The sequence below is a fragment of the Roseovarius halophilus (ex Wu et al. 2025) genome, from assembly GCF_047086965.1.
Map to the genome: position 1 here is coordinate 1 of NZ_JBKOTX010000060.1, position 21,468 is coordinate 21,468.

Here is a 21,468-nt window from a genome sequence, read left to right on the forward strand (position 1 = left end):
GCCTCGAATGTCAGCCTGCTTCTGCTGCTGGAAACGGTGCTCGGGCCGTTCTGGGTCTGGCTCGGCATCGGCGAGGTGCCGACCCCGGGCATGGTGCTGTTCCTCGAGGCGCAGGCGGCCGAGCTGGGGGCGGCCGACAACACGCTGCAGGCTTACGCGCGCGACCTGAGCGATTTCTTCACGTGGCTTTCGGCGAACGGGCACGATGCGGCGACCGCGACGCAGGCGGATATCGAGGCGTATCTGGTCCATTGCGACGATCAGGGGCTGGCACGGGCGACCCGGGCGCGGCGCCTGTCGGCGATCAAGCAACTCTACCGCTTCGCGTTCGAGGAAAAGCTGCGCGACGACAATCCGGCCATCCGCATCCGCGGGCCCGGCAAACAGCAAAGACTGCCCGGCACGCTGGACGTGGCCGAGGTCGACCGCCTGCTGCAGGCCGCCCGCGACCACGGGCGCGGCCCGGCGGACCGCAGCCGCAACACCTGCCTGATGGAGCTGCTTTACGCCACGGGGATGCGCGTGAGCGAACTCGTCGCGCTGCCCGTCGCCGCCGCCCGGGGTGATCCGCGCCTGCTGCTGATCCGCGGCAAGGCCGACAAGGAACGGCTGGTGCCGCTGTCCGCGCCCGCGCGAACCGCCCTGACAGGCTGGCTTGGCCATCGCGACAGCGCCGAGGAGGCCGCCAAGGCCAAGGGCCGGCCGCCGTCGGCCTTCCTGTTCCCGTCCCGCGGCCGGACGGGGCACCTGACGCGGCACCGTTTCTACCTGCTGATCAAGGAACTCGCCGTCGCCGCCGGCGTGCCCCCGGGCAACGTCACGCCGCACACGCTGCGCCACGCCTTCGCCACCCACCTGCTGGCGGGCGGCGCGGACCTGCGGGCGATCCAGACATTGCTGGGCCATGCCGACGTGGGCACGACCGAGATCTACACCCATGTGCTTGACGCGCGGCTGCGCGATCTCGTCCTTGACCATCACCCGCTGTCAACCGATGCCCGGCCCCCGGACGAGGATTGATCCCCGCGCCATTTGCCGCGCCGACGGGGCGAATGATCCCTTGAACGCGGCGGCCCGGCTGCCCATAACCGGACAATCATTGAAACAATCCTAGACCCGATGGAAACTGCATCACCTGTTCTTGACGCCACCTTCTGGCTCACCGCCGGGGCAATCCTCGGCCTGCTCGTCCTTTCCGGCTTCTTCTCGGGGAGCGAGACCGCCCTGACCGCCGCCTCGCGCGGCAAGTTGCGCGCGCAGGCCGACAAGGGCTCCAAGGGGGCCCGGCGCGCGCTCGACATCACCGAGGACAACGAGCGCCTGATCGGCTCTGTCCTGCTGGGCAACAACCTCGTGAACATCCTCGCCGCGTCGCTGGCGACGGCGCTGTTCACCCGGCTGTTCGGCGAATCCGGCGTGGCGCTGGCCACGCTGGTCATGACGCTGCTGGTCCTGATCTTCGCCGAGGTCCTGCCCAAGACCTACGCCATCACCAACGCCGAGGCCGCCGCCTCGCGCACCGCGCCGGTGATCAGCCTTGTCATCCGCGTGTTCGCGCCCGTCGTGGCCACGGTGCGGTGGTTCGTGCGCGGGGTCCTGCGTGTCTTCGGCGTGCAGACCGATCCCGACAGCCATATCCTTGCCGTGCGCGAGGAAATCGCCGGCGCGCTCTACCTCGGCCATTCCGAAGGGGTGGTCGAGAAGGAGGACCGCGACCGCATCCTCGGCGCGCTCGACCTCGGGGAGCGCGCGGTGGAGGAAATCATGCTCCATCGCTCGCAGATCGAGATGATCGACGCCGACGAAGACCCCGAGGCGATCCTCCAGCAGTGCCTCAAATCCAGCCACACCCGTCTGCCCGTCTTCCGCAACGATCCCGAAAACATCATCGGCGTGGTCCATGCCAAGGACCTGCTGCGCGCGATGTACACGCTCGCCAGCGACGACACCGCGGCGCCGCCCGACGCGCTCAAGGCGTTCGATATCTGCGACGTCGCGATGCACCCGTATTTCGTGCCCGAGACGACAACGCTGGATGACCAGATGCGCCAGTTCCTCAGGATGCGCAGCCATTTCGCGCTTGTGGTGGACGAATACGGCGCGCTTCAGGGGCTCATCACGCTCGAGGACATCCTCGAGGAAATCGTGGGCGAGATCATCGACGAATTCGACACCGACGACGCGCAGCCGATCCGCCGCAGCGACGACAACCAGTTCCTCGTCGACGGCGCCATGACGATCCGCGACCTCAACCGCGCCACGGACTGGAACCTGCCCGACGAGGAAGCCAACACCATCGCCGGGCTGGTCATCCACGAGGCGCAGATGATCCCCGAGGTCAGCCAGGTTTTCAATTTCCACGGCTTCCGATTCGAGGTTGTCGCGCGGAAAGAGAACCGGATTTCCAAGCTGAAAATCCGCAAGCTGTGACATCGGTGTCAAGGTACCGCTTGATCGAGGCGGATCGCTGAAATTACCCTGCCCCCGAGGTTGTGCGCGACCGCCGATTCCGCTGCAACCGTCCGGGCCGGACCGAGGACGACACAACGCGAGGGCGCAGCGTGAACGATATGACCGAAAATCCGGGGGCCGACCGCATTGCGGACCTTCTAGAAACCCGCATGTCGGGCGATGCGCGCCGGACACTTTCGGATCTGGCCCGCAACGCCCGCCGGGTACCGGCGCAGACCCACATACTCGACGAACTGGACGAAGCGCCCGAGGTCGTGCTGCTGTTCGACGGGTGGGTGTCGCTCTACAAGACGTTGGGCGAGGGCCATAACCAGATCGTCGATTTCGCGATCCCGCTCGAGATCGTCCACCCCGCCTCGGCAGACGGCCACACCGCCACCTTTTCCATGCAGGCGGTGACCGAAAGTACGGTCCTCACGCTCAAGGCGGCCCGCTGGGACCAGTTGCTCGCAGGTGATCGCGGCCTCGCCCGCCTCGATGCGGTGCTCAGCCGCGCCGCCCGGTCACGCGTGTCCGAACGCATGCTTCGACTCGGGCAGGCCAATGCCAAGACATGCGTCGCCTACGCGCTGGTCGAGCTCTGCCTGCGGCTCGGCGCGCGCGGCCGGACGGACGAATGCGCCTATCACCTGCCGATCACGCAGCAGAAACTTGGTGAATTCGTCGGGCTGACATCGGTGCATGTCTGCCGGATCCTCGGGCAGATGTCCGACGCGGGGATCATCGAATCCACCGATCACATCGACATCCGCGTGCACGATCCCGACGCGCTGCTGGCGCTGGCCGGTGTGGAGTTCGACGCCCTCGCCGGTGAAATCCTGCCGCCCCTCGGGTGAGGGCGGCGCGCCCGGCGTTAGCGCAACCAAGGCGCGGACGCCCGATTTTGCGATAACGGTTACCGCTAACATACTGACTGCCGGTGATTTTTTCCTTTCCGCGGGCGCGCGCGGCGGCTATATCGCGCGCATTCCGGTATCGCAGGAGATCATCGCATGACCATTACCGTCGGCATCAACGGATTCGGCCGGATCGGCCGCTGCACGCTGGCCCACCTGGCCACGAGCACCCGCAACGACATCAAGGTCACCAAGGTGAACGCCACCGGCCCGCTGGAAACGGCGGCGCATCTGATGAAATACGACAGCGTGCACGGCCGCTTCCCCGGCGAGATCACGCTGGGCGCGGACACGATGGATCTCGGCCGCGGCCCGATGAAGATGTACTCCACCTACGACATGGACGAGCTCGACTGGTCCGGCGTCGACGTCGTCCTCGAATGTACCGGCAAGTTCAACGACGGCCGCAAGGCGCGGGCGCATCTTGACCGCGGCGCCGGCAAGGTGCTGCTGTCGGCGCCCGGCAAGAACGTGGATCGCACCGTCGTCTACGGCGTGAACGACGCCGACCTGCGCACCGGGGACGTGATGATCTCGAACGGGTCCTGCACCACCAACTGCCTCGCCCCGATCGCCAAGGTTCTCAACGAGGGCGTCGGCATCGAATCGGGCATCATGACCACGATCCACGCCTATACCGGCGATCAGCCGACGCTGGACCGCCGGCACGACGACCTGTACCGCGCGCGCGCCGCCGCCATGTCGATGATCCCGACCTCAACCGGCGCCGCCAGGGCCCTGGGCGAGGTGCTGCCCGACCTCAAGGGCAAGCTCGACGGCTCGGCCATCCGCGTGCCCACCCCCAACGTGTCGGCCGTGGACCTGACCTTCGTCGCGAAAAAGGACGTGACCGAGGCCGACGTGAACGAGATCGTGGCCGAGGCCGCCGCCGGCCCCATGAAGGGCATCCTCGGCTATGACCCCGAACCCAAGGTCAGCATTGACTTCAACCATACCGAGGAAAGCTCGATCTTCGCCCCCGACCAGACCAAGGTCACCGGCGGGCGCCTCGTGCGGGTGCTGGCGTGGTATGACAACGAATGGGGCTTCTCCTGCCGCATGGCGGACGTGGCCGTGGCGATGGGCCGCCTCGCCTGACGCCCTCGCGCGTGGCGCTTGTCAAGATCGGTCCCGTCGGGCATACCCGGCGGGATTTTTCCGTCCGGACCCGTCAGGCATGACAAACAAGATCGCTCTCTTTCTCGGCGCGCTCATCCTCGTCGCCGTCGGCGTCGATCAAGCCGTCTACGACGGCACGACCCTCCTGTTCCTGTTGCGCAAGCTCGTGGCGCTCATCGAATGGATGGCGTTCTGGCGCTGACATGACGGCGGGCCCGGCACCTTGACATCCCTGCCCCGGCGCCCGTATCTTGGCGCTAATGTTAGCGCTAACTTCCATCACCCGCCAATGGCAATCCGCTCGGGAGACACACATGACACTCAACATAGCCATCAACGGCTTCGGCCGCATCGGGCGCAACGTGCTCCGCGCCATCGTCGAATCGGGGCGCACCGACGTCAACGTCGTGGCCATCAACGACCTCGGCCCGGTCGAAACCAACGCCCACCTGCTGGAATTCGACAGCGTGCACGGCCGCTTCCCCGGCACGATCAAGACGGAGGGCACCACCATCGACGCGGGCCGCGGCCCGATCGAGGTGACGGCCCTGCGCGACCCCGCCGACCTGCCCTGGGGGCACGTGGACGTGGTGCTGGAATGCACGGGCGTCTTCAACGACCGCGACGCGGCCGCCCGCCACCTTGAAAACGGGGCGAAGCGCGTTCTCGTCTCGGCCCCGTGCAAGGGCGCCGACCGCACCGTCGTCTACGGGGTGAACCACGACAGCCTGACGGCGGATGACCGCGTGGTGTCCAACGCGTCATGCACGACGAACTGCCTCGCCCCGGTGGCCAAGGTGCTGCACGACGCCATCGGCATCGACCGCGGTTTCATGACCACCGTGCACAGCTATACCGGCGACCAGCCCACGCTGGACACGATGCACAAGGACCTCTACCGCGCCCGCGCCGCGGCGCTGAACATGATCCCCACCACCACGGGCGCGGCCCGCGCCGTGGGGCTGGTGCTGCCCGACCTTGCCGGCCGACTGGACGGGACGGCCATCCGCGTACCGACGCCCAATGTCAGCGTGGTGGACTTCACCTTCGAATCCAGCCGTGCCACCACCGCCGAGGAGATCAACGAGGCGGTCGCCGGGGGCACCGGGGGCGCGTTGACCGGCGTCCTCGACATCTGCCGCCGCGAACTCGTCTCGGGGGACTTCAACCACAACGCCCACAGCTCGGTCTTCGCGACCGACCAGACACGGGTTATGGACGGCACCATGTGCCGCGTCCTGAGCTGGTACGACAACGAATGGGGGTTCTCGAACCGCATGGTGGATACCGCGGCGGCCATGGGCCGCCACATCGCCGCCCCGGCAGGCACTGGCGCCGGCCACAGCGCGGAATACGCCTGACACGCCCCGCGCGGCTCAGGCAAACTTGGCGAGCAAGCGGTCCTTGACAGCGGGGGTGACGAACTTGGTGACATCCCCGCCAAGCCGCGCGATTTCCTTGACCAGCTTGCTGGCGATGGCCTGGTGATCGGCATCGGCCATGAGGAACACGGTCTCCACCGAATCATCGAGGGACCGGTTCATGCCGACCATCTGGAACTCGTATTCGAAATCCGAGACGGCGCGCAATCCACGGACGATGAGCGTGGCGTTCACGTCATGCGCGCAATCGATCAGCAGGTTCTCGAACGGGTGCGCCACGATCTCCGTGCCGGTCTTCGCGCTCAGGCTCGAACAGGCGGCCTCGATCATGTCCACGCGCTCCTCGAGCGTGAAGAGAGGCCCCTTGTCGCGGTTGATCGCCACGCCGATCACCAGCCTGTCAACCAGCGCCGCCGCCCGGCGTATTATGTCGATGTGACCCAGTGTGATCGGGTCGAACGTGCCGGGATAAAGGCCGATCCGCATGAAGCGTGTCTCCGTCTGCTGTGTCAGGCCCACGACACAACAACGCGTCACCGATTGCAAGCGGAACGGGCCGGCCGCGAAGGGGCGCTGCCCCTCTTGGCCTTTGGCCAATTCACCCCGGGGTATTGGGGCCGAGAAGAAACCCCGCCCGGGCCGGCGGCGATCAGTAGCCCATGATCATGCCTTCCAGCGCGTCCTTTTCCATGGAAAGCTCCTCGAGCCGCGCCTTGACCACGTCGCCGATGGTGACGATGCCCACCAGCTTGCCGTCGTCCACCACCGGCATGTGGCGGAAGCGGCCGTCGGTCATCCGCGACAGGACGGCGTCCGACTTGTCCTGCCGCGAGCAGCAGACCGGGTTGCGCGTCATCATCTCGTCGATGGTTTCGGTCAGGCAGGTCGCCCCGCGCACCGCGAGGCTGCGCACGATATCGCGTTCGGAGATGATGCCGTCCACCCGCTCCCCGTCCTGCGACACGACAAGCCCGCCGATCCGCCGCTCGGCGAGGATCTGCGCGGCATCGGACACGCGTGTGCCCGGTTTGATCGTGACGACCCCGCCGTCGCCTTTCGCCTTGAGGATCTGTTGGACCAGCATGGCAATTCCTCCGGAATAAAATTTCGCGTAAATCACGGTTCACGATCAGAAAGTTTCTGTCAAGCCTGAGCCTCAAGCCGGGCCACCTCTTGGCGCACGCCTTCGGCCAGCGCCGCGGCGAAGCGGTTCATGCGGTCGAGCCGGCGGTCGTCGGCGTGCCGCACAAGGTAGAAGCTGCGGGTCAGGCTGAACTTGTCGGGCAGGACCCGCACCATGCCCGGCGTGGCGGCCATGGCGAAATCGTGGACGACGCCCAGCCCCCCGCCCTGCCGTATCCAGTTGAACTGTACCGAGACCGAGTTCGACCCGAGATTCACGCGGTCGAGCCCGATCTCGCTGAGGTAATCGAGCTCCTTGTCGAAGATCATGTCCTGGATGTAGCCGATGATCCGGTGGCCGCGGATGTCGTCGAGAGTCTCGATCGGGCCGTTGCGGCGCAGGTACCCGCGCATCGCGGCGAGGTGCAGCTTGTAATCGGTGACCTTCTGCACCGTCAGGCGCCCGGCCGAGGGCGGGCTGACGGCGATCACCATGTCGGCCTCGCGCCGGGTGAGGTTGAACACGCGCGGCAGGGCCACGATCTGGATCTCGAGGTCGGGATTGTCGCGCGAGATCGCCGCGCAGACCTGCGGCAGCACGTAGTTGGCGCAGCCGTCGGGCGCGCCGATGCGGATTTGCCCGGCCAGCCCGGCCGCCTGCCCGGCCATTTCCTCGGCCGCGTCCGCCATCGCCTGGTCCACGCGCGCGGCGTGCCCCATCAGGCGCTGGCCGGCATCCGTCAACGCGTATCCCGTGGGCGACTTGACGAAGAGCGGCGCGCCGACCGCCTCTTCCAGCCGCGACACGCGCCGGCCCACCGTTGCCGGGTCGATCTTGAGCCGCCGCCCCGCCCCGGAGAGGCTTTCGGCACGCGCCACGGCGAGGAAAATCTTCAGGTCGTCCCAGTGCGGCTCCATGCGCGGCTCCTTTGCATCCATGCAATCGATTTTTGAAATATTGCCTCTTTCGCCGCCATATTTGCAAGGCTACTCTACCCGGGAACGCTTGGAGGAAATCATGACCGACCTGACCCATTACATCGACGGCGCCCGCGTGGCGGGCACATCGGGCCGCTTCGCGGACGTCTTCAACCCCGCCACGGGCGAGGTGCAGGCGCGATGCCCGCTCGCCTCGGCCGGGGAACTGGCCCGCGCGGTCGAGGTGGCGCAAGCCGCCCAGCCCGCATGGGGCGCGACCAATCCGCAGCGGCGCGCGCGGGTGATGATGGAATTCGTGCGCCTGCTCAACCGCGACATGGACAAGCTGGCCGCGGCGCTGTCCAGCGAGCATGGCAAGACCTTTCCCGACGCCAAGGGCGACGTGCAGCGCGGGCTGGAAGTGGTGGAATACTGCATCGGCGCGCCACAGCTGCTGAAGGGCGAGTACACCGACAGCGCGGGCCCCGGCATCGACATGTACTCGATGCGCCAGCCGCTCGGCGTCACGGCCGGGATCACGCCCTTCAACTTCCCGGCGATGATCCCGATGTGGATGTTCGCGCCCGCGCTGGCCTGCGGCAACGCCTTCATCCTCAAGCCGTCCGAACGCGACCCGTCGGTGCCGATCATGCTGGCCGAACTGATGGAGGAGGCGGGCCTGCCCAAGGGGCTGCTGCAGGTGGTCAACGGCGACAAGGAGGCCGTCGATGCCATCCTCGACCATGACGTGATCCAGTCGGTCGGCTTCGTGGGCTCGACGCCGATCGCCGAGTACATCTACAGCCGCGGCTGCGCCAACGGCAAGCGCGTGCAATGTTTCGGCGGCGCGAAGAACCACATGATCGTGATGCCCGACGCCGACATGGACCAGGCCGCCGACGCGCTGGTGGGCGCGGGGTACGGCGCGGCCGGCGAGCGCTGCATGGCGATCTCGGTCGCGGTGCCCGTGGGCGATGAAACCGCCGACCGCCTGATCGAGAAACTGGTGCCGCGTGTCGAGAAGCTCAAGGTCGGGCCCTACACGGCGGGCGACGACGTGGATTACGGCCCCGTCGTGACCGCCGCGGCGAAGGAGAAGATCCTCGGGCTCGTGCAGTCGGGCGTGGACCAGGGCGCCGAGCTGGTGGTGGACGGCCGCGATTTCCAGCTTCAGGGCTACGAGGACGGCTTTTTCGTCGGGCCGCATCTCTTCGACCGGGTCACCCCCGACATGGACATCTACCAGCAGGAAATCTTCGGCCCGGTCCTGAGTACGGTGCGCGCGGGCAGCTATGAAGAGGCCCTGAAACTGGCCATGGATCACGAGATGGGCAACGGCACCGCGATCTTCACCCGCGACGGCGACGCGGCGCGCGATTTCGCCAACCGGATCAATATCGGCATGGTGGGCGTCAACGTGCCGATCCCGGTGCCGCTGGCCTATCACACCTTCGGCGGCTGGAAGAAATCCATGTTCGGCGATCTCAACCAGCACGGGCCGGACGCCTTCAAGTTCTACACACGCACCAAGACCGTCACCGCGCGCTGGCCGTCGGGCATCAAGGACGGCGGCGAATTCAACTTCAAGGCGATGGAATGACCGCCTGAAACAAAACGGAAAAAGCCCCGGTCCCTGCCCGGGGCTTTTGATTTTGTGCCCGGATCTACCAGGTCAGGGTCTGCATGCCGTCTCGGAAGAGCCAGCTTTCGACCAGCGGCCAGGTCCCCATCACCACACCGTCGATGTAGTCGTCCTTGCCCAAGCCCGCGGCCTGCGAGCACGCCTGGCACATGATGACCGTGCCACCATCGGCCATGAAAGCCGTCAGCATGTCCCGGATCGAGGTGCCGCTGTCGGCCATCAGCCCGTGCACGTGGCTGGGGCGGTCGCGGTCGGCCAGGTAGACGCCACGCACGTTCAGCCAGATGGCGGTGTCGTGGCCGCCTTCCAGTGCGCGCTGATGGGCGAACATGATCGCCTTGGCCGCCGACCACGTGTCGTCTGTCGTCAGGTTGATGAAAAGGCCGCGCTTGCCATCTTCGGCGGTGGCGGCCAGCGGCGACAGGACAAGCATCAACGCCAGCAGGGCGCGGGCGATACAGGCTTTCATGACGGGGTCTCCCTTGATTGCGGTCACTGCCGGGGACTTTGGCAGCGGCGCGAGAGTTCCGCCTTGATCTGGAGCCTTGACAGCTTCGGGAACACAGCCTTGAACGGCTTGCCGGACCGGCCTTTTCCCCGCTGGCGCGGCCATCGGCGCTTGCCCGGGTCCCCGGGCCATGCTCAACTGTCCCTCAAGGATCGCTTGGGTGGGGAGGCGCCATGGGCATTGCCGAACCGGACTTCACCATCGGCATCGAGGAGGAATACCTTCTCGTTGACCGTGACAGCCTCGCGCTGGCCGAGGCGCCCGAGGCGCTGATGGCGGCCTGCCAGACCGACCTGCAGGATCAGGTCGCGCCCGAATTCCTGAAATGCCAGATCGAGATCGGCAGCCGCGTCTGCCGCACGGTGGCCGAGGCCCGCGAGGATCTGCGCCGCCTGCGCAGCACGGTCGCCCGGCACGCGGCCACGCACAACCTCGCCCCGATCGCCGCCTCGTGCCATCCGTTCTCGGACTGGCGCGACCAGCACCACACCGACAAGGCGCGCTACAACGACCTGTCGGACGATCTGGCGGGCGTGGTGCGACGGATGCTCATCTGCGGGATGCACGTGCATGTCGGCGTCGGCAGCCCCGACCGCCGCATCGACCTGATGAACCAGCTGTCGTATTTCCTGCCCCACCTTCTGGCCCTGTCGTGCTCCTCGCCCTTCTGGCAGGGTCGCGATACCGGGCTCGACAGTTACCGGCTGACGGTCTTCGACAACCTGCCCCGCACCGGGATGCCGCCGCGCATGGAAAGTTTCGGCGAATTCGAACGCTCGGTCGCCGCGCTCGTGGATCTCGGGGTTATCGAGGACGCCTCCAAGATCTGGTGGGACCTGCGCCCGTCGTCGAAATTCCCCACCCTCGAATCACGTATCTGCGACGTGCAGCCGAGGCTGGAGCACGCGCTGACCCTTGCCGCGCTCACGCAGGCGCTGACCCGCATGCTCTGGCGGCTGGCCGGGAAGAACCAGCGCTGGCGCATCTACGACGCGTTTCTCGTCTCGGAAAACCGCTGGCGCGCGCAACGCTACGGCACCCGCAAGGGGCTGATCGACTTCGGGCGGGGCGAAATCGTGCCGATGGACGATCTGGTCGAGGAGATTTTCGAGCTGGTCGCGCAGGACGCCGCGCATTTCGGCTCCTCGGCCGAGATCGAGACGGCCCGCGACATGCTGCGCAGCCGGGCCAGCGCGGGCCGCCAGCGCGCGGTCTATGGCGACGCCCTGCAGGCCGGTGACGATCACGAAACCGCGCTGCGCACCGTCGTGCGCCATCTGATCGACGAATTCCATGCCGATCTCTGACGCGGCCCCTGTTAACAATCACGTGAAAAGCGGTGCTTTCCCGATTTTCCCCCTGCCAAGCCGTGGCCGGGTGGTTTATATCCGAGCCGCGCAACAGATGGATGGACAAACGTGACACGCACTCACTTCACCCGCCGTACCGCGATGATGACCGGCCTCGCCGCCATCGCCGCGCCCGGCATCCTGCGGGCTGAAAAGACCGCGACATTGCCGCACCGTCGAAACGCGTCGTCCTTCGTGACACAGGATTGGCGCGACCATTTCGATGAACTCGGCCAAGGCGCGATCCTGGCCGATATCGACAGTCGCGCGGTCCATTACTGGGGTCCCGATGAAAGCTATGATCTCTTCCCGTCCTCCGTCCCCAAGACGGACGCGCTCACGAAACGCGGGTACACGCGCGTGGTGCGCAAGCGTGTCGGCCCCGACTGGACGCCGACAGCCTCCATGCGCGAACGCGACCCGTCGCTGCCCGACTACATGCCGCCGGGGCCCGACAACCCGCTGGGCACCCATGCGCTCTACCTTTCCTGGCCCGCCTACCTGATCCACGGCACGCATGACACGCGCAAGATCGGTCGGCGCTCCTCCTCGGGGTGCATCGGGCTCTACAACCGCCACATCGAGGCGCTTTTCGCCAAGGTGGCCGTGGGCACTCAGGTGCGGCTTCTCTAGGCGCCACCGGCGCAGCGAACCACCCCAGGCCGCCCCGGACCCGCCGGGGCGGCTTTTATGTGTGCGGCCCGTGAACCGGCATGAACAGCCACGATGACCCGGCCGAACCGCACATGCGCGCTACCGACGCGATACGGCCGCGATACACCTGCCCGTTTTGCGCCGCACCACGTGGACCACTTGCATCGCGCCGTCCCCGTCTGTTAATTAAACGAACGTTCAATTCGCGGCAGCAGGAGCTTTCCATGGACTTCGCCCTCACCGAGGAACAGACCGCCATATTCGACATGGCCCATGCCTTCGGGCAGGATCGGATCGCCCCGCACGCCCGCGACTGGGAAAAGGCGGGCACCATCCCGCGGGCGCTCTGGCCCGAGGTCGGCGAGCTGGGCTTCGGCGGTCTCTACGTCAGCGAGGCGTCGGGGGGCGCGGGTCTTTCCCGGCTTGACGCGACGCTCGTTTTCGAAGCGCTTTCAATGGCTTGCCCATCGGTGGCGGCCTTCCTGTCGATCCACAACATGTGCGCGCGCATGATCGACAGCTACGGCAGCGACGCCATGAAGGCCCGCGTGCTACCCGATGCCATCGCCATGCAAACCGTCCTCTCCTATTGCCTGACCGAGCCGGGCTCGGGTTCCGACGCCGCGGCGCTCAAGACACGCGCGGCCGCGACCGATCAGGGATACCGGCTTGACGGCACCAAGGCGTTCATCTCGGGTGGCGGTTACTCGGACAGCTATATCGTGATGGCCCGCACCGGCGGCGCCGGCCCCGGGGGCATCTCGGCAGTGCTGGTCGAGGACGGCACACCCGGCCTGTCCTTCGGCGGGCTGGAGGACAAGATGGGCTGGCGCGCCCAACCCACGGCGCAAGTACAATTTGACAATTGCGACATTCCAGCGACCAATTTACTGGGCGAAGAGAGCAAAGGTTTCACATATGCGATGTCCGGCCTTGATGGCGGGCGGCTCAACATCGCCGCCTGTTCGCTCGGCGCGGCCCAGCAGGCGCTTGACCAGACACTGGATTACATGCGCGAACGCAAGGCGTTCGGCCACCCGATCAGCGACTTCCAGGCGCTGCAATTCCGCTTGGCGGACATGGAGATCGACCTGCAGGCGGCGCGCACGTTCCTGCGTCAGGCGGCGTGGAAACTGGACACCGGCGCGCCGGACGCGACCAAGTACTGTGCCATGGCCAAGCGGTTCGTGACCGAGGCGGGCTCGAAAATCGTCAATCAATGCCTGCAACTGCATGGCGGATACGGGTATCTTTCCGATTACGGAATCGAGAAACTGGTGCGCGACCTTCGCGTTCACGAGATACTCGAGGGCACAAACGAAATCATGCGCCTGATCGTGGCGCGTCAACTTCTGGCCGAGCGATGACCGATATCGACATCCGAACCGAGGGCCGCGCCGGGCGCATCACCCTGAGCCGCCCCGCGGCGCTCAACGCCCTGACCCACGAAATGTGCCACGCCCTCGAAAACGCGCTCGACGCGTGGCAGGCCGATCCGGATATCGACCTCGTGATCATCGACGCCGCGGGTGACAAGGCTTTCTGCGCCGGCGGCGACATACAAAGACTGTACGACACCGGCCGTGCCGGGGACTTCGACGTCGCGCGGCGGTTCTGGCGCGACGAGTACCGCCTCAACGCGAAGATCGCCGAATATCCCAAACCCTACATCGCGTTCATGCAAGGGTTCACCATGGGCGGCGGCGTGGGTATCGGCTGTCACGGCACGCATCGTGTCGTGTGCGGCTCCAGCCGGATCGCCATGCCCGAATGCGGCATCGGGCTCGTGCCGGACGTGGGCGGATCGCTGCTGCTGGCGCGCGCACCGGGCCGCATGGGTGAATACATCGCCACGACCGGCGCGCGCATGGGCCCGGCCGACGCGATCGAGTGCGGCTTCGCCGACACTTTCATCCCCGCCGGCGACTGGCCCGACACCATTTCGCAACTTTGCAGCACCGGCGACAGCGGCATCGTCGCGGACAAGTCGCAAACGCCCCCGGCAGGCGCGCTGATCGCGCAAACCTCCCGCGTGAACGCACATTTCGGGGGTGAAACGCTGGGCGACATCCTCAATTCGTTGCGCGCCGAGGACAGCGATTTCGCCGACGACACGCTCAGGAAGCTGTCCGGGAACTCCCCGCTGTCGATGGCCTGCGCCATCGAGATGATCCACCGCCTGCGCGGCAGCGACACGGACATACGGCACGCGCTCGAACTCGAATATCGCTTCACGCACCGGGCGATGGAACACGGCGACTTCCTCGAAGGTATCCGCGCCGCCGTGATCGACAAGGATCGCAGCCCCAAGTGGCTTCATGATCTCGAAAATCCCCCTTCGCAGGCTGTCACGCAAATGCTGATGCCGCTCGGGGCGGAACAGCTGTCATTCGACAACCAAGGGAGGGCCTGATGAAAATCGGCTTCGTAGGACTGGGCAACATGGGCGGGCCGATGGCCGCCAACCTCGCCAAGGCGGGACACGAGGTCACGGGTTTCGACACCGCGGATGTCAGCATCACGGGCGTGACCGGGGCCGACACGGCAGAGGCCGCCGCGGCCGGCGCCGAGGTGGTCATCACGATGCTGCCCAACGGTGACATCCTGCGCTCGGTGGCGAACCGGATCATCCCGGTCATGCAAGCCGGCGCCGTGCTGCTCGATTGCTCCACGGTGGATGTCGACAGCGCCCGCGCCGTCGCCGCGCAGGCACGTGCCGCCGGGCTGTCGGCACTCGACGCGCCCGTGTCGGGGGGTGTCGGCGGCGCGCAGGGCGGCACGCTTACCTTCATGGTGGGCGGCGACGAGGCCGGTTTCGCCAAGGCGGCTCCCCTGTTCGAGATCATGGGCCAGAAGGCCGTGCATTGCGGCCCCTCGGGCAACGGGCAGGCGGCCAAGATATGCAACAACATGATCCTTGGCGCGACAATGATCGTCACCTGCGAGGCGTTCGCGCTGGCCGACAAGCTGGGCCTCGACCGGCAGGCGATGTTCGACGTGGTCTCCACCTCCTCGGGGTCGAGCTGGTCGATGAACACCTATTGCCCGGCGCCGGGCGTCGGCCCGCAAAGCCCGTCGGACAATGACTATCAACCCGGCTTTGCCGCAGACCTGATGCTCAAGGACCTGCGCCTCGCACAGGCTGCGGCGCAGTCGGCAGACGCCGACACGCCCTTGGGCGAGGCCGCGATGCGCCTTTACGCCCGGTTCGTGGAAAACGAGGATGGCAAGGGGCGCGATTTCTCGGCCATGCTGCCGCGCTTTGAAAAACGCGGCCACGAAAGCTGAGCGCAGGGCCCGCCCGCAAAACGCCGACAGCTCTTGATCCAAGTCATTGTCCGCGCCGCGAATCCGGTGTTAAGGACAGGTCCCAGATAAACCTTTGTGGGAGTTTCAAGATGCTTGCCAAGAACATGGGACCAACAGACCGCACGATCCGCGCCATCGTCGGCGTGATTCTTCTGATACTCGCCTTTACCTCGCTCACGGGCGTTTGGGCCTGGATTGCCGGCATCATCGCCGTGGCTCTTCTGGCGACGGCGGCGCTCGGGTCCTGCCCGCCTTATGCCCTGCTCGGGATCAATACCTGCCCGACCCAAAAGTAAGGCGGCTTTCCGCTACGTGATGCGACAACGCCCGCGGAATGCCGGGCCGTGTCTGCGTCATAAGCCGCATTCCGGTGACCTGACGGGGGGCATCGCGCCCCCTATTCGGCCGCGACCTTGTGCGCCGACAGAACCTCCTTCAAGTAACGGCCGGTATGACTGCGCGTCACGCGGGCGACTTCTTCGGGCGTGCCCGTGGCCACGACGTCACCGCCGCCGTCACCGCCCTCGGGGCCAATGTCGATGATGTGATCGGCCGTCTTGATGACATCGAGGTTGTGCTCGATCACGATGACGGTGTTGCCGCTCTCGACCAGCTCGTGCAACACCTCCAGCAGTTTCTTAACGTCCTCGAAATGAAGCCCCGTCGTCGGCTCGTCGAGAATGTAAAGCGTCCGCCCCGTGGACCGCTTCGCCAGTTCCTTGCTGAGCTTCACGCGCTGCGCCTCGCCGCCTGACAGCGTCGTCGCCTGCTGGCCGACCTTGACGTAATCGAGCCCGACGCGATGCAGCGCGTCCATTTTCTCGCGGATCGCGGGCACCGCCTTGAAAAACTCCCGGGCCTCTTCAACAGTCATGCCAAGAACGTCGGCTATGCTCTTGCCTTTCCACTTGATCTCCAGCGTTTCTCGGTTGTAACGCGCGCCGTTGCATGTCTCGCAGGTCACGTAGACATCCGGCAGGAAATGCATCTCGATCTTGATGACACCGTCGCCCTTACACGCCTCGCAGCGCCCGCCCTTGACGTTGAAGGAAAACCGCCCCGGCTTGTAGCCACGTGCCTTGGCCTCGGGCAGCCCGGCGAACCAGTCGCGGATGGGCGTGAATGCCCCGGTATAGGTGGCGGGGTTGCTGCGCGGCGTGCGCCCGATGGGCCGCTGGTCGATGTCGATCACCTTGTCGAGATGCTCCAGCCCCTTGATCGTCTCGCAGGGCGCGGGCGTCTGCCGTGCCCCGTTGAGCCGCATCGCCGCCGTCTTGAACAGGGTCTCGATCGTCAGCGTGGATTTCCCGCCGCCGGACACCCCCGTCACGCAGATGAACTTGCCCAAGGGGAACTCGGAATCCACCGTTTTCAGGTTGTTGCCCGTCGCATTGACCACCGTCAGGGATTTGCCATTGCCCGCGCGCCGATCAGCCGGCACCGAGATCTCGCGCACGCCGGCAAGGTATTGCCCCGTGACCGACGCCGCGTCGGCCGCGATTCGCGCCGGGGATCCGTGGCTGACGACCTGCCCGCCATGCACCCCCGCGCCGGGGCCGATGTCGAACACGTAATCAGCGGTGCGGATCGCTTCCTCGTCATGTTCGACGACGATCACCGTGTTGCCCTGGTCGCGCAGGTTACGCAGCGTGGTCAGCAACCGGCCGTTATCCCGCTGATGCAGGCCGATGCTGGGTTCATCCAGCACGTACAGGACACCGGTCAGCCCGCTGCCGATCTGGCTGGCCAGCCGGATGCGCTGGCTTTCGCCGCCCGACAGCGTGCCGGCGCTGCGCGACAGCGTCAGGTATTCCAGCCCCACATTGTTCAGGAAACCGAGCCGTTCCCGGATTTCCTTGAGGATGGCGCGCGCGATCTCGTTCTTCTGGTCGCTCAACTGCGCGGGCACGGTATCGCACCAGTCCCACGCCTCGCGGATCGACATCTGCACCACCTGCCCCACATGCAGCCCGGCGATCCTGACGGCCAACGCTTCCTCGCGCAACCGGTACCCGCCGCAGGATCCGCACGGGCGGTTGTTCTGGTAGCGTTCGAATTCCTCGCGGATCCAGCTGCTGTCCGTCTCGCGGTAGCGGCGTTCCATGTTCGGGATAACCCCTTCGAACGTCCGCGTCACGTTGTAGACTCGCCCGCCCTCGTCGTAGCGGAACGGGATTTCCTCGTCACCCGATCCGTACAGGAACACGCGCTGCACCTTCTTGGGCAGGTCCTTCCACCGGGCGTTCTTGTCGAAGCCGTAATGGCGCGCGATCGCCTCGATCGTCTGCAGGAAATACGGCGATTTTCCCTTGCGCCACGGGGCCAACGCGCCGTCGGAAATCTTGAGCGTGGCATCCGGCACGACCAGTTGTTCGTCGAAGAACAGTTCCGCGCCCAGCCCGTCACAGTCGGGGCAGGCCCCGAACGGCGCGTTGAAGGAAAACAGCCGCGGCTCGATCTCGGGGATGGTGAAGCCGCTGACGGGACAGGCGAAATTCTCGCTGAAGGTATGGCGCTCGGGCGTCCCCTCGCGCGGGGCGGTTTCCAGTATGGCGATCCCGTCGGCAAGGTCGAGCGCGGTGCGGAAACTGTCGGCCAGCCGCGGCTCGATCCCCTCCTTCACCACGATGCGGTCGACCACCACGTCGATATCGTGACGGAATTTCTTGTCCAGCTTGGGCGGATCGTCCAGATCGTGGAAGTCGCCGTCGACCTTGATCCGCTGGAACCCCTGCTTGCGCAGTTCCAGCATCTCCTTGCGGTATTCGCCCTTGCGGTCACGCACGATGGGCGCCAGCAGGTAGGCGCGCGTGCCCTCTGCCATCCCCATTACCCGGTCAACCATGTCCTGCACCTGCTGCGCCTCGATGGGCTCCCCGGTGGCCGGCGAATACGGCGTGCCCACCCGGGCGAAGAGCAGCCGCAGATAGTCGTATATCTCGGTCACGGTGCCGACGGTCGATCGGGGGTTCTTGCTCGTCGTCTTCTGCTCGATCGAGATCGCCGGCGACAGGCCGCTGATATGGTCCACGTCCGGCTTTTCCATCATGTCGAGGAATTGCCGCGCGTAGGCCGACAGCGACTCGACATAGCGGCGTTGCCCCTCGGCATAGATGGTGTCGAACGCCAGCGACGACTTGCCGGACCCGGAAAGCCCGGTGATCACGACAAGTTCGTTGCGCGGAATATCCACGTCAATCGACCGCAGATTGTGTTCGCGCGCGCCGCGCACTTCGATATGTGTCAACTCGGCCATCGCATCCCCCGTTCACGATGCTTAACAGATAATGGAGCGCGTCGGATCTTCCAAGACGATTTTGCGAACATTGCGTGAACGCGTGGCGGCGTCACGGCGCCTTGCGGGCCAAGGCCCACGCGCAAACCGGGAAATCCGGCTCATCGGTCAAGTCATCGGTCGCCGGATCATAGGCGGGCGGCCAGCTGCCTTCGAGGTTGCGCCGCGCCGCGTGACGGTTGCCCCATTGCGCCGTCCGGATGCGCTTGTCTTCGAACCCGGCCTCGATCAGCAGGTTCTTCAGGCCCCGGGCGCTCCACCGCGAACAATCTACCGGATCGCCGTGAAACGGGATGTGGAAAGGCACCGCCACCCAGAACCAGCCACCGGGCCGAAGCATCTCCAGCACGTGGCGCGTCGCGGCATAGGGCCTGTCAAGGTGCTCCCAGACCTGGTTGGCAAGGATCAGGTCAGCCTCCACCACCCGCCCCTCGGCATCCCGGTATGGCCCCGCGCAGATATCGTGGCGCGGGAAACGGAAACGCCGGTAGCTTTGGAAGTCGAAACGCCGCCCGAACTTCCCCGAGATCTCCACGGCGTCCAGCCGCGCCGGCTCCAGCCTGTTGAGCCAGCGGCGCGACGTTTTCTGCATGACCACCCTGTTGATGCTTGCCACGCACCCTTCTCCACCCGGATCGGAACGCGGGGGCGTTCACGCCCCGGCGCGGTCAGATATGAACGACGCGGTCGAACGCGTCCAGAACGCTTTCGTGCATCATCTCGCTGAGGGTCGGGTGCGGGAAGACGGTATTCATCAGGTCCTGCTCGGTCGTCTCCAGCTGGCGGCCCACGACATAGCCCTGGATCAGCTCGGTTACCTCGGCCCCGATCATGTGCGCGCCCAGCAATTCGCCCGTCTTGGCGTCGAACACCGTCTTGACGAGTCCTTCCTGCTCCCCAAGGGCAATCGCCTTGCCGTTACCGATATAGGGGAAGCGACCGACCTTGATGTCGAAACCCTTTTCCTTGGCCTGCGCCTCGGTCAGCCCGACGCTGGCGATCTGCGGGTGGCAGTAGGTGCAGCCGGCGATGCTGTCGGGGTCAACTGCGTGGGGGTGCCCGCCCGCAATGCGTTCAGCCACCATCACGCCCTCGTGGCTGGCCTTGTGCGCCAGCCACGGTGCGCCCGCCAGGTCACCGATGGCATACACGCCCTCGACCCCGGTGCGGCAATGCGCGTCGACCACGACATGCGATTTCTCGACCTTGATTCCCAACCCTTCCAGGCCCAGGCCCTCGGTGTTGCCCGCGATGCCGACGGCCGAGATAACCGTGTCGAATTCGTGCTTGTCGGTCTTGCCGTCGAATTCGATATGGGCCGTGACCTTGCCCTTGGCGCGGTCAAGCTGCTTGACCGTGGATTTCTCCATGATGGTCATGCCCTGTTTCTCGAAGGTTTTCTTGGCAAAGTCGGAAATCTCGGCATCCTCCACCGGCAGGATGCGGTCCATCACCTCCACAACGGTCGTGTCGGCGCCCAGCGTGTTGTAGAAGCTGGCGAACTCGATCCCGATCGCGCCCGACCCGATGACAAGCAGTTTCTTCGGCATGCGCGGCGGCGTCAGCGCGTGCTTGTAGGTCCAGACCAGATCGCCGTCGGCCTCCAGCCCCGGCAGCTCCCGCGCCCGCGCACCGGTGGCCAGCACGATGTTGCCGGCCGTCAGGTCTTCGGTCCCCTTGTCGGTCTTGACGCTGACCTTGCCCTTGCCGGGCAGCGTCGCCTCGCCCATGAAGACCGTGACCTTGTTCTTCTTCATCAGGTGGCCGACGCCGGAATTGAGCTGCTTGGCCACGCCGCGCGACCGCTTGACCACCGCGTCGAGGTCATAATCGACGCCGGTCGCCTGAAGGCCGAATTCCTTGGCCCGGTGCATCAGGTGAAAGACCTCGGCACTGCGCAGCATCGCCTTGGTCGGGATGCAGCCCCAGTTCAGGCAGATACCGCCCATGTGTTCGCGCTCGACGATCGCGACCTTGAGACCGAGTTGCGCGCCGCGGATGGCGGCCACATAGCCCCCCGGCCCGGCCCCGATTACGATCATGTCAAAAGACTGCGCTGCCATTGGGTCCTCCATCTGAAATTAGTTTGATATTAAACTACCTGCTGGCGCCGCGCAACGAGGCAATGCCCCCGCGCGCGCCGGGGCCTTGCCATGGGGCTGGTCGTGCTGTCCGGACCCGCGCAGCGCGCGCTGCAAGCCGCTCACGCGGCGGCGGACTTCTGCAATTCGCGCAGCGTCATGGCATAGCCGCCCTGCGCCACGTAGTCGCGCTCAGGTCGCGTGAAGCTCCGGTCGAGCGCCTCGTTGCGATAGGGGAATCGGCCGAACTGGCGGATGACCTCGCGATGCGCGCGGGCATGAAGCAGGTTGGTCGCGCCGCGCTCCGGCATGCGGTCGCAGATCAGCCGCACGCACCGTTCCTGGTCGCACAGGTTTTCGGAATGCATGAGCGGCAGGTAGAAGAACTGGCGCGCCGGCTCGTCGATGCGCGTGTCCCACTTGCGGTGAATCGCCACCTTGGCGGCGGAGAGCCCGTGCCTGTCCGTCACGAAGGCATGCGCCTTGTCCCGGAACATGTTCCGCGGGAACTGGTCCATGAGGATGATGTAGGCCAGCGTCCCGCCGGGATAGGTGAGCCACAGACCGTACGTGCCCTCGCGCGCGCGCTCCCACGCGGGCAGGAACCGTTGCCTGATCTCCTCGTCCAGTTCCTCCGAGGCGGCATACCACCCCGCAGGCCCTACCTCGTCCAGCCAGAACCCCAGCACGTCCTCCGGCGAAACCATTTCGGCCCCCTTGC

General features: G+C 66.0%; 21 protein-coding genes. 13 read left to right on the forward strand and 8 right to left on the reverse strand.

What is annotated here, in order from left to right:
* The first annotated feature begins 90 nt into the window (after positions 1-90).
* The 6 genes from ACH107_RS13615 to gap (ACH107_RS13640) all read left to right on the forward strand — a co-directional run bounded on the left by ACH107_RS13615 (position 91) and on the right by gap (ACH107_RS13640) (position 5,848).
* A complete protein-coding gene (locus ACH107_RS13615; protein ID WP_412506318.1) occupies positions 91-1,020 on the forward strand; it encodes a tyrosine recombinase in 930 nt (309 codons plus the stop codon).
* 99 nt (positions 1,021-1,119) lie between these two features.
* On the forward strand, positions 1,120-2,430 hold the full coding sequence (locus ACH107_RS13620; RefSeq protein ID WP_412506295.1) for an HlyC/CorC family transporter: 1,311 nt from the start codon (positions 1,120-1,122) through the stop codon (positions 2,428-2,430).
* A 140-nt stretch (positions 2,431-2,570) separates the two neighbouring features.
* Positions 2,571-3,308, forward strand: a complete 738-nt coding sequence (locus ACH107_RS13625) for a Crp/Fnr family transcriptional regulator (RefSeq protein WP_412506319.1) — start codon at positions 2,571-2,573, stop codon at positions 3,306-3,308.
* Between the two features lie 156 nt (positions 3,309-3,464).
* The gene (gap, locus tag ACH107_RS13630; protein WP_412506296.1) at positions 3,465-4,466 is read left to right on the forward strand and encodes a type I glyceraldehyde-3-phosphate dehydrogenase; all 1,002 of its coding nucleotides are present in this window, start codon (positions 3,465-3,467) and stop codon (positions 4,464-4,466) included.
* A 79-nt stretch (positions 4,467-4,545) separates the two neighbouring features.
* Positions 4,546-4,689 (forward strand): hypothetical protein, encoded by a 144-nt coding sequence (locus ACH107_RS13635; RefSeq protein WP_412506297.1) that lies wholly within the window; start codon positions 4,546-4,548, stop codon positions 4,687-4,689.
* Positions 4,690-4,801: 112 nt separating this feature from the next.
* Positions 4,802-5,848 carry a type I glyceraldehyde-3-phosphate dehydrogenase gene (gene gap / locus ACH107_RS13640; RefSeq protein WP_412506298.1) on the forward strand — a complete coding sequence of 349 codons (1,047 nt, stop codon included), beginning with the start codon at positions 4,802-4,804 and terminating at the stop codon, positions 5,846-5,848.
* 15 nt (positions 5,849-5,863) lie between these two features.
* On the opposite strand, the gene coaD is transcribed toward gap (ACH107_RS13640), so the two are convergent.
* From coaD to ACH107_RS13655, 3 genes are all read right to left on the reverse strand, one after another.
* Complete coding sequence (gene coaD, locus ACH107_RS13645; RefSeq protein WP_412506299.1) at positions 5,864-6,355, reverse strand: pantetheine-phosphate adenylyltransferase; 492 nt, start codon at positions 6,353-6,355, stop codon at positions 5,864-5,866.
* 163 nt (positions 6,356-6,518) lie between these two features.
* Positions 6,519-6,953: a CBS domain-containing protein gene (locus ACH107_RS13650; protein ID WP_412506300.1), complete on the reverse strand. Its 435-nt coding sequence runs from the start codon at positions 6,951-6,953 to the stop codon at positions 6,519-6,521.
* A gap of 59 nt (positions 6,954-7,012) precedes the next feature.
* Positions 7,013-7,909, reverse strand: a complete 897-nt coding sequence (locus tag ACH107_RS13655) for a LysR family transcriptional regulator (protein WP_412506301.1) — start codon at positions 7,907-7,909, stop codon at positions 7,013-7,015.
* A gap of 100 nt (positions 7,910-8,009) precedes the next feature.
* Between ACH107_RS13655 and ACH107_RS13660 the strand changes: the two genes are divergently transcribed.
* On the forward strand, positions 8,010-9,509 hold the full coding sequence (locus ACH107_RS13660; RefSeq protein ID WP_412506302.1) for a CoA-acylating methylmalonate-semialdehyde dehydrogenase: 1,500 nt from the start codon (positions 8,010-8,012) through the stop codon (positions 9,507-9,509).
* A gap of 64 nt (positions 9,510-9,573) precedes the next feature.
* Here ACH107_RS13660 and ACH107_RS13665 read toward each other — a convergent pair whose 3' ends face one another.
* Positions 9,574-10,020: a DsrE family protein gene (locus ACH107_RS13665; RefSeq protein WP_412506303.1), complete on the reverse strand. Its 447-nt coding sequence runs from the start codon at positions 10,018-10,020 to the stop codon at positions 9,574-9,576.
* 212 nt (positions 10,021-10,232) lie between these two features.
* Here ACH107_RS13665 and ACH107_RS13670 point away from each other — a divergent pair, with 212 nt between their 5' ends.
* From ACH107_RS13670 to ACH107_RS13695, 6 genes are all read left to right on the forward strand, one after another.
* Positions 10,233-11,366: a carboxylate-amine ligase gene (locus tag ACH107_RS13670; protein WP_412506304.1), complete on the forward strand. Its 1,134-nt coding sequence runs from the start codon at positions 10,233-10,235 to the stop codon at positions 11,364-11,366.
* Positions 11,367-11,477: 111 nt separating this feature from the next.
* Positions 11,478-12,041 (forward strand): L,D-transpeptidase, encoded by a 564-nt coding sequence (locus ACH107_RS13675; RefSeq protein WP_412506305.1) that lies wholly within the window; start codon positions 11,478-11,480, stop codon positions 12,039-12,041.
* A gap of 245 nt (positions 12,042-12,286) precedes the next feature.
* On the forward strand, positions 12,287-13,429 hold the full coding sequence (locus ACH107_RS13680; RefSeq protein ID WP_412506306.1) for an acyl-CoA dehydrogenase family protein: 1,143 nt from the start codon (positions 12,287-12,289) through the stop codon (positions 13,427-13,429).
* Positions 13,426-14,475, forward strand: coding sequence for an enoyl-CoA hydratase/isomerase family protein (locus ACH107_RS13685; RefSeq protein ID WP_412506307.1), 1,050 nt, complete (start codon positions 13,426-13,428; stop codon positions 14,473-14,475). The genes ACH107_RS13680 and ACH107_RS13685 overlap by 4 nt, the downstream gene beginning before the upstream one ends.
* Positions 14,475-15,350, forward strand: a complete 876-nt coding sequence (gene mmsB, locus ACH107_RS13690) for a 3-hydroxyisobutyrate dehydrogenase (RefSeq protein WP_412506308.1) — start codon at positions 14,475-14,477, stop codon at positions 15,348-15,350. Before ACH107_RS13685 ends, mmsB begins: the two co-directional genes overlap by 1 nt.
* A 110-nt stretch (positions 15,351-15,460) precedes the next feature.
* The gene (locus ACH107_RS13695) at positions 15,461-15,667 is read left to right on the forward strand and encodes a DUF2892 domain-containing protein (protein ID WP_412506309.1); all 207 of its coding nucleotides are present in this window, start codon (positions 15,461-15,463) and stop codon (positions 15,665-15,667) included.
* Between the two features lie 101 nt (positions 15,668-15,768).
* On the opposite strand, the gene uvrA is transcribed toward ACH107_RS13695, so the two are convergent.
* From uvrA to ACH107_RS13715, 4 genes are all read right to left on the reverse strand, one after another.
* Positions 15,769-18,627: an excinuclease ABC subunit UvrA gene (uvrA, locus tag ACH107_RS13700; RefSeq protein WP_412506310.1), complete on the reverse strand. Its 2,859-nt coding sequence runs from the start codon at positions 18,625-18,627 to the stop codon at positions 15,769-15,771.
* 91 nt (positions 18,628-18,718) lie between these two features.
* The gene (locus ACH107_RS13705) at positions 18,719-19,282 is read right to left on the reverse strand and encodes a class I SAM-dependent methyltransferase (protein ID WP_412506311.1); all 564 of its coding nucleotides are present in this window, start codon (positions 19,280-19,282) and stop codon (positions 18,719-18,721) included.
* A 52-nt stretch (positions 19,283-19,334) separates the two neighbouring features.
* Entirely contained in the window at positions 19,335-20,729 is a 1,395-nt protein-coding gene (gene lpdA / locus ACH107_RS13710) for a dihydrolipoyl dehydrogenase (protein ID WP_412506312.1), read from the reverse strand.
* Positions 20,730-20,869: 140 nt separating this feature from the next.
* A complete protein-coding gene (locus ACH107_RS13715; RefSeq protein WP_412506313.1) occupies positions 20,870-21,454 on the reverse strand; it encodes a DUF924 family protein in 585 nt (194 codons plus the stop codon).
* Positions 21,455-21,468: the final 14 nt, after the last annotated feature.

Bases quoted from the DNA above. Each gene is read 5' to 3' on its own strand.
- ACH107_RS13650 (WP_412506300.1), bottom strand. From the start codon at position 6,953: ATGCTGGTCCAACAGATCCTCAAGGCGAAAGGCGACGGCGGGGTCGTC.
- uvrA (WP_412506310.1), bottom strand. From the start codon at position 18,627: ATGGCCGAGTTGACACATATCGAAGTGCGCGGCGCGCGCGAACACAAT.
- gap (WP_412506296.1), top strand. From the start codon at position 3,465: ATGACCATTACCGTCGGCATCAACGGATTCGGCCGGATCGGCCGCTGC.
- ACH107_RS13655 (WP_412506301.1), bottom strand. From the start codon at position 7,909: ATGGAGCCGCACTGGGACGACCTGAAGATTTTCCTCGCCGTGGCGCGT.
- ACH107_RS13715 (WP_412506313.1), bottom strand. From the start codon at position 21,454: ATGGTTTCGCCGGAGGACGTGCTGGGGTTCTGGCTGGACGAGGTAGGG.
- lpdA (WP_412506312.1), bottom strand. From the start codon at position 20,729: ATGGCAGCGCAGTCTTTTGACATGATCGTAATCGGGGCCGGGCCGGGG.
- ACH107_RS13635 (WP_412506297.1), top strand. From the start codon at position 4,546: ATGACAAACAAGATCGCTCTCTTTCTCGGCGCGCTCATCCTCGTCGCC.
- ACH107_RS13680 (WP_412506306.1), top strand. From the start codon at position 12,287: ATGGACTTCGCCCTCACCGAGGAACAGACCGCCATATTCGACATGGCC.
- ACH107_RS13615 (WP_412506318.1), top strand. From the start codon at position 91: ATGGTGCTGTTCCTCGAGGCGCAGGCGGCCGAGCTGGGGGCGGCCGAC.
- ACH107_RS13670 (WP_412506304.1), top strand. From the start codon at position 10,233: ATGGGCATTGCCGAACCGGACTTCACCATCGGCATCGAGGAGGAATAC.
- ACH107_RS13665 (WP_412506303.1), bottom strand. From the start codon at position 10,020: ATGAAAGCCTGTATCGCCCGCGCCCTGCTGGCGTTGATGCTTGTCCTG.
- ACH107_RS13625 (WP_412506319.1), top strand. From the start codon at position 2,571: ATGACCGAAAATCCGGGGGCCGACCGCATTGCGGACCTTCTAGAAACC.
- ACH107_RS13660 (WP_412506302.1), top strand. From the start codon at position 8,010: ATGACCGACCTGACCCATTACATCGACGGCGCCCGCGTGGCGGGCACA.
- ACH107_RS13685 (WP_412506307.1), top strand. From the start codon at position 13,426: ATGACCGATATCGACATCCGAACCGAGGGCCGCGCCGGGCGCATCACC.
- coaD (WP_412506299.1), bottom strand. From the start codon at position 6,355: ATGCGGATCGGCCTTTATCCCGGCACGTTCGACCCGATCACACTGGGT.
- ACH107_RS13620 (WP_412506295.1), top strand. From the start codon at position 1,120: ATGGAAACTGCATCACCTGTTCTTGACGCCACCTTCTGGCTCACCGCC.
- ACH107_RS13695 (WP_412506309.1), top strand. From the start codon at position 15,461: ATGCTTGCCAAGAACATGGGACCAACAGACCGCACGATCCGCGCCATC.
- gap (WP_412506298.1), top strand. From the start codon at position 4,802: ATGACACTCAACATAGCCATCAACGGCTTCGGCCGCATCGGGCGCAAC.
- mmsB (WP_412506308.1), top strand. From the start codon at position 14,475: ATGAAAATCGGCTTCGTAGGACTGGGCAACATGGGCGGGCCGATGGCC.